Genomic DNA, 6706 nt, shown 5'->3' with positions numbered 1-6706 from the left:
CAGGGTTTATTTGATATGCCCGCTTTTATAAAATCTACAAAAGATAATAAAAAACTATATGGAAAGACCGCATTTTGTTTAAAAATATACCTTAAGTTGATGGATGTGGGGTACCACCACATCGCTATCAAGCTAACTAGAGAAAATACCCCCTAAAAAGAAAAAGGCGTTATTCTTTCTGAGAAATCATAGGAAAGGATAACGTCTTTTTATCAATATGGGGTATAGCCGAGATACGTGTAAAAATAGGGCATAGACTTACGTTTATTTCCAATTACGTTTGAAATCAGCTATTATATTTTCATAAAATTACAGCTTAGATGATATTTAGCTAATTGTCTAAAGAAAATGTATGCATAGCTTTGCTGTGTATTTTATCAATGTAGTTTTTGGATAATATTTGGTCAAGTTGATACTAATACCCTCGATAAACGAAAGAAAATTAAGAGTGTTCCGAGAAAAAGCAATTAAAGAACACTCTTAATTTATTTAATTGAGTTATCCTTTCATACAAAAATCTGATTATTTATTTAATTGGCATTCCATTAAAATGCTCATTTACAGAAGAACATTATTCAAGTGAAGCCCTCTATAATTCAATTACAACACCTTGAAAGTTTATGATACTATCCTGATCACACTTTTTATATTTAATGTTTTAAGAAAAAAAGCTATACTATAAGCGAAACTAAAAATCAGAAAGGAAATACCAGAACATGGAAAACTATTTGCTATTTATCCTTACAGCACTCCTTATTATAATGATGCCTGGTCCTGGTTTTGCTTTAGTTACAAAAAACACTATCTCTCATGGTAGAAATGGTGGGATAAAGACCGTCTTAGGAACGGTATCTGGAATGATGATTCATACAATAATGGCTACACTAGGACTCTCTGCTATCTTAATGAAATTTGCTATGCTATTTACATTAATAAAATATGCTGGGGCATTTTATTTAATTTATTTAGCTGTAAAGTCAATTAAAAGTGCCTTTTCTAAAAAAGAAGATATGTCAGGTTCAGTGGAAATAAACTCTAAGGATATTGGAACGGTCAAAGGTTTTAGACAAGGATTTACCACGGCAATCTTAAACCCAAAAACGGCTGTATTTTTCCTTAGTTTTCTACCCCAATTTATTGTGAGTAATCAAAGTCATTTCTTCCAATTTCTTTTGTTGGGACTCACATTTACGACTTTGACAGCAATATGGTATTTACTTTATATCTCTCTAATACGTCAATTAAGAACTTTTTTAAGAAAAGAAAAAGTGAACCGTACAATAGAGGGTATTACTGGCACAGTATTATTAGTATTTGGAGTTAGGCTATTTTTCCAAAAATAAATATGTAATAGAGAGATTTTAAAACTTTCAGTTTTTCCAATAAATGAATCAATATAAAAAGTATGGCTTTCAAACAGTAAAAAAGTTAACAAGCGGTTGGGTTTTGTGGAATAAGCTTCAATAAAATAACCAAACTTTTTATAAAGAAGTGAATCGATTATATTAAATAAGAACATGTTTTAATTAACATGTTCTTATTATTTGCCTCTATATCATGATGGTTGTTTTTGGGCCGCGATGGTATTATTACGAAAAACGCTCCAATCGAACAGGGCCTAGTTTCGGCAACTTTATTTTGTTCCCTACAACGGCAATGTTTTTATTTGTTTGTTTTGTGGTATAAGATTGTACGTTGTTCTTCTTAGATTTAAAGCGCGGTGCGCTGTTTTGTTTTTTGAAAAAGCGCGTATAAGCATCCGCAAGGTTGCGAACAGACGACTGAATCGCAATAATATCCACTTCTTTTAGCCAAACCAGCTCTTTCTTCATGGCAGGTAGTTTGGCAGAGCATATACCATAGGTCAAGCCTTTTCCTGTCTCTTTGTATGCGTGATCCCATAAGGCTAGGAAATGATTGAATACAAAACGAGAACACCCAATCGTTTTGTTGATTAGAATTACTTGTTCTTGATTTGAATAGATACGAAACTTATAGGCTTTATTCATCATTATTTAATTCACCTCCATTTCGTTATATGACTATTACACACCAAACATACATTCGATAGTTAGTGGAGTAATACTTTCTATATGTCGAACATTTAAGATGGCTTCCTGCCATCCCTTGTTCGAAGCCAATTCATCTCCCACCTACTCACTGGGCTGTGACCCTTCACGCTCCTTGAGGAAGGAGTCTTCTTGGCTAAAATGACAAAAAAGTTGAGGATTCCCCCAACTTTTTTATACATTTATTGTCTTATTAATCCTGTAGATGTAACCTGATATGTTCTTTTCTTTCCTATATATTCCTGTTTTCCATTCTCAAGGTTAGTTAAAGTCGCTCTTGTTTTTTCCTTAGCTGCATCCCCTTCTATATGAGTAAATTCTATATAATCTCCCACTTTTATAGGTACTGTTTGGGTTTCAGCATTTTGTTGTCTATTTCCCATGATTTCTTTATTGTACATAACGCTACCAGACGAGTTCTGGACTTTAATACTTGCATATGTACTATTGAAGTAAGAATGCGGTACGCCAGCTTCTAATTTGATTTTCAGCTCTTCTGCTGTTTGATTATAATCTACTTTTGCAATTTCTCGATCACTATATCCTTTTAATGACCATGTAAATTGTTTTCCATCTAGAATTGTTGTCTCTGGCATTTTTTCTACTTTCTTTAAGCCCTCTTTTGTAACCTGGTATCTTGCTGTCTTTCCAATAGTTTCATTTTTGTTATTTTCAAGATTCATTAATGTTGCGCGTGTTTTTTCCTTTACAGCGTCTCCTTCTATATGAGTTAATTCAATGTAATCTCCCACTTTTACGGGCACTGTTTGGGTTTCAGCATTTTGTTGTCTATTTCCTATGATTTCCTTATTGTACATAACGCTACCAGACGAGTTCTGGACTTTAATACTTGCATATGTGCTATTGAAGTAAGAATGCGGTACACCAGCTTCTAATTTAATTTTCAGCTCTTCTGCCGCTTTATTATAATCCATCTTTGCAATTTCTCGATCACTATATCCTTTTAGGGACCATGTAAATTGATTTCCGTCTAAAATTGTTGCTTCTGGCATTTTTTCTACTTTCTTCAAGCCTTCTTGTGTGACTTCATACATTGCTTTTTTTCCAAAGCTTTCTTGTTTACTGTTGTCTAAATTTGTGAAATTCGCTCTATGTACACCTTCAAGATGTGTTAATTCAATATAATCTCCTACTTTCACTGGAACTTTTTGCGATTCAGCATTTTGTTGTTTGTTTCCATAAATGTCATTATTATATACTACTTTTCCTGATGCATTTTGTACTTTAATACTCGCATACGTTTCATTAAAATAATGATGCGGTACGCCTGCTTTTAAGTCAATTTGCATTTCTTCTGTCGACTTATTGAAATTGATTTTTGCAAACTCAAAATCACTAATTCCTTTTAGGGACCATGCAAATCGATTCCCTACTAAAATATCAGAATTTCCATTTGTAATTCCTACTTTTTTCTCTACAGTTCGATCAAATATATCTGTTAATGTAATTTTAGCAAAAGCTGTTTGAGGCAATTGCATAGTTTGACTTACCTCAGTTTGGTAGGACTTAATATTATCAATTACTTTTAAAGGTTGTCCCATTAACTTTTCATTGTCATAGATTTCAATTTTCCCTTTAAACTGTGGAGTACTTTGTTCTTTCAATTTCCATGAAACATTTAATTTTCCAGCTTCAAAGCGAGTATTTTGGATATCAAAATCTAAATTTCCCATTTCTGGTTGACTAAGCTGATTTATATTAAAAGTTTTTCCAGTACCAATAGTTGATTGAGTATTTCCTCCTGCCCTAACCCATAGATATTCTGAAGTTGCTCCTCCATCGTATTGATAGGACGTATCATGTTGCCCAGAGATACGCTGATTATTCCAAGAATTCCATTGTTTATCTGAAACTTTTCTGCTGTATCCATTTTTAAGACGTGCTTCTCTTACATCTTGTCCATTACCAGCCCAGTCCTCTTGAAACATCGATAAACCATAGTTAAATGCAACATTCGCAACTGGATGATCCATAATAGCAACTAACTTCCATTGATTTAATGTATTATCTTTTATCCACTGGCCAAACTTTGTATGGCCATCTTCTTGCCAAGAGCGTAGAGTCATTCTATACCATTCACTATCTTTCCAATTATAAGTTGTTTGTACCTTCAGACCTGTTCCTTCTCCACCAAATCTGCTGGCTTCTGAAGTCGGCGATAAATATTCAGCTTTTATTGCTTGGTTTGATGCTATTGGATCCCAAAGTGCAAAGTGAAGGGTACGTTTACCGAATTGATCAAAACCACTTTGTTGTTGGAAGCCCGCATAACCACCACCCTCCCCTCCCTGATTCCAGTTATGCACAGCCCAATACGTATAAGGTGCTGTTTGGACTGGTGACCAGTCTATACTAATAATATCTGAAGCAGCAGTATTTTGTGGTGTTACATAAACTGATGGGGCATGCGATCGGGTTGCTGCCTCTGTACTAGGTATTGGTGCTCCATACATTGACAACATGGTACAAGCCGTTGAAACCATAACAATTCTTTTTATTTTTCCCCTTGTTTTTACTTTAAACATAACTTCCTATCTCCTTTTAAATTATTTTAGTTACATTGAATAATAACCCTATATATCCCTTTAAACAAATTAAGTAATAAAGTAACATTAGCTCTAAAATCTAAATATATTTAATGTTTTTTACACTGCTATTATTAATCAAATTATAGTATTTTGTATTAAAATCATATGATTTAGGGCTAAATATAAAGTGAAAATTTTATAAAATTTCATAAATATGTAGTTTTAGATATTTATGATGAAAGACCCACTAAATAATTTAATTGATTTTATAAAAGATTTCCTTTCGTTATTGATTACACTATTAAACCCATAATTGTTTACCAGAAAAATATTATGTAAACTTGGTTTGCCGATTAGACAAAATAGTTTATCAATTTGCAGATATCTTATCATTATTTAGAAAGAGCCTACTTAAAAACGTAGACTCCTTTAGGTATCTAAACATTACATATATAACAAACATAAAAAAATAACATCGAATTCTTCTGTTAGTTTATTTAATATTTAATGACGTAGATAATGTATTCCAAGGTGCATTTGTAGATGTATTTTGATATTTAAATTGCCCATTTTGCTGTCCTGAAGCATCCCATTTATATTCCCATCCATCCACTGTTCTATCCCCATTTATATCAATCATCTTAGAATCTACTTTTTTTAGTTTTTGACCACTCATTTGAGCAATTGGATTTCTACCATATCCCATTTCATTTGTATAAATGTATAAATAGCTCCCTCCATGATCTTTAACTGTACTTAAATTATTAGGACCAATAAATTCAACCCCGCCTAATTGAGATTCAACTTTTACCACATTTAATGATGTTAATGGTGGTGCAGGTGCTGCGGATACATCAGTCGCTAAGCCAACTGTTGCTCCCACTACTAATGATGAAACTCCTAAAATCATTCTTTTTAGCATATACTCATCCCCTTTATATTTAATACAAATTGATTCTATCATACTAAATTCATACCTTTGCTTCTCTATGAAAGAGTTAACAAAAAGTACCTATTTACATATGAAATTGTGCATATTCATTGCATTTTTACTATTTACACTTACTACTAATCCTACTACAGCATAATTGCTTCTCTATCTTAATTGACTTAATACATTTTGCCTCGTTTCAAGCTGGTTTTTGTAAGGCTAATAAATGGTGCGTAGTTCGGTGTTTTAACAAATAAAGAATAGAGTTGCAAATCCAACTCTATTTAAGTCGGCTTTTCCTCTCGCATTATAAGCAGGATCCACCAATTGCATCGATTAACTCACCAGTTATCCAACGACTGTCTGATGAAGAAAGAAAACCTACAATATCAGCTATATCATTAGGTTCTCCCCACCTATTAAAAGTCGATAAACCTGCGGCATATTTTTGTCCATCTCTATTCCCCAATGTCTCAGCGTTCATTTTTGTATTAATTATACCCGGGAGAATTGCATTTACTGTAATACCACGGGCATCAAGTTGTTGTGCTAAAGTATGAGTGAGTGTATTAATTGCCCACTTAGATATACTGTAGGCAAAAACACTTGGGGTGGCTACCCGTGTGACAAAAGACGAAATATTGATAATCCGGCCTCCATCTTTTAAACGTGGCAAAGCTTTTTGAATAATGAAAAATGAAGCTTTCACATTAATATTCATAACCTCATTAAAAGACCCCTCTGTAGATTCCTCTAACGTTAAAATCTGCCCAATTCCTGCGTTGTTTACAAGGATATCAAATGTAGTATCACCTATATATTTTTGAAGAGATTGATCCATCATTGAATACAATTTATTAATACCGTTAAAGGTACTTAAGTCTGCACTAATCGCAAATGCGGAACCGCCATCTTGTTTAATTTTATCCACTACACTTTCTGCTTCTTCTTTTCTTTTACTATAGTGAACAACGACTAACGCACCAGCCTGTGCCAAATGTAAGGCAATGCTTCGGCCTATTCCCCTACTAGACCCTGTTACTAATGCAATCTTCCCCTTCAATTTATTCATCTCATCATCTCCTTGCTTAAAAATTCTACTTAGTTATATCACAAGATACCCTTTGAAATATTGCTCTCTCATTTGGTTTCCTTAA

Annotated in this window: 4 protein-coding genes and 1 pseudogene; 1 reads left to right on the top strand and 4 read right to left on the bottom strand. The window is 33.4% G+C overall.

From position 1 onward, the window contains the following. Positions 1-716 precede the first annotated feature (716 nt). On the top strand, positions 717-1343 hold the full coding sequence (locus ACTFRH_RS30050; RefSeq protein WP_000432976.1) for a LysE family translocator: 627 nt from the start codon (positions 717-719) through the stop codon (positions 1341-1343). A gap of 255 nt (positions 1344-1598) precedes the next feature. Here the strand turns inward: ACTFRH_RS30050 and ACTFRH_RS30045 are convergent. The 4 genes and pseudogenes from ACTFRH_RS30045 to ACTFRH_RS30030 all read right to left on the bottom strand — a co-directional run. Next, positions 1599-2012: pseudogene (locus ACTFRH_RS30045) on the bottom strand (helix-turn-helix domain-containing protein); the annotation flags it as partial. A gap of 239 nt (positions 2013-2251) precedes the next feature. Continuing rightward, entirely contained in the window at positions 2252-4615 is a 2364-nt protein-coding gene (locus ACTFRH_RS30040) for a putative mucin/carbohydrate-binding domain-containing protein (protein WP_000477426.1), read from the bottom strand. Between the two features lie 496 nt (positions 4616-5111). After that, positions 5112-5540: a DUF4879 domain-containing protein gene (locus ACTFRH_RS30035; protein ID WP_000919890.1), complete on the bottom strand. Its 429-nt coding sequence runs from the start codon at positions 5538-5540 to the stop codon at positions 5112-5114. Between the two features lie 316 nt (positions 5541-5856). Beyond that, entirely contained in the window at positions 5857-6621 is a 765-nt protein-coding gene (locus tag ACTFRH_RS30030; RefSeq protein ID WP_001037517.1) for an SDR family NAD(P)-dependent oxidoreductase, read from the bottom strand. Positions 6622-6706 lie beyond the last annotated feature (85 nt).

The organism is Bacillus cereus group sp. MYBK216-1 (genome assembly GCF_051916495.1).
Classification (GTDB): domain Bacteria; phylum Bacillota; class Bacilli; order Bacillales; family Bacillaceae_G; genus Bacillus_A; species Bacillus_A thuringiensis_K.
This window is presented reverse-complemented; position numbering and strand designations above follow the sequence as displayed.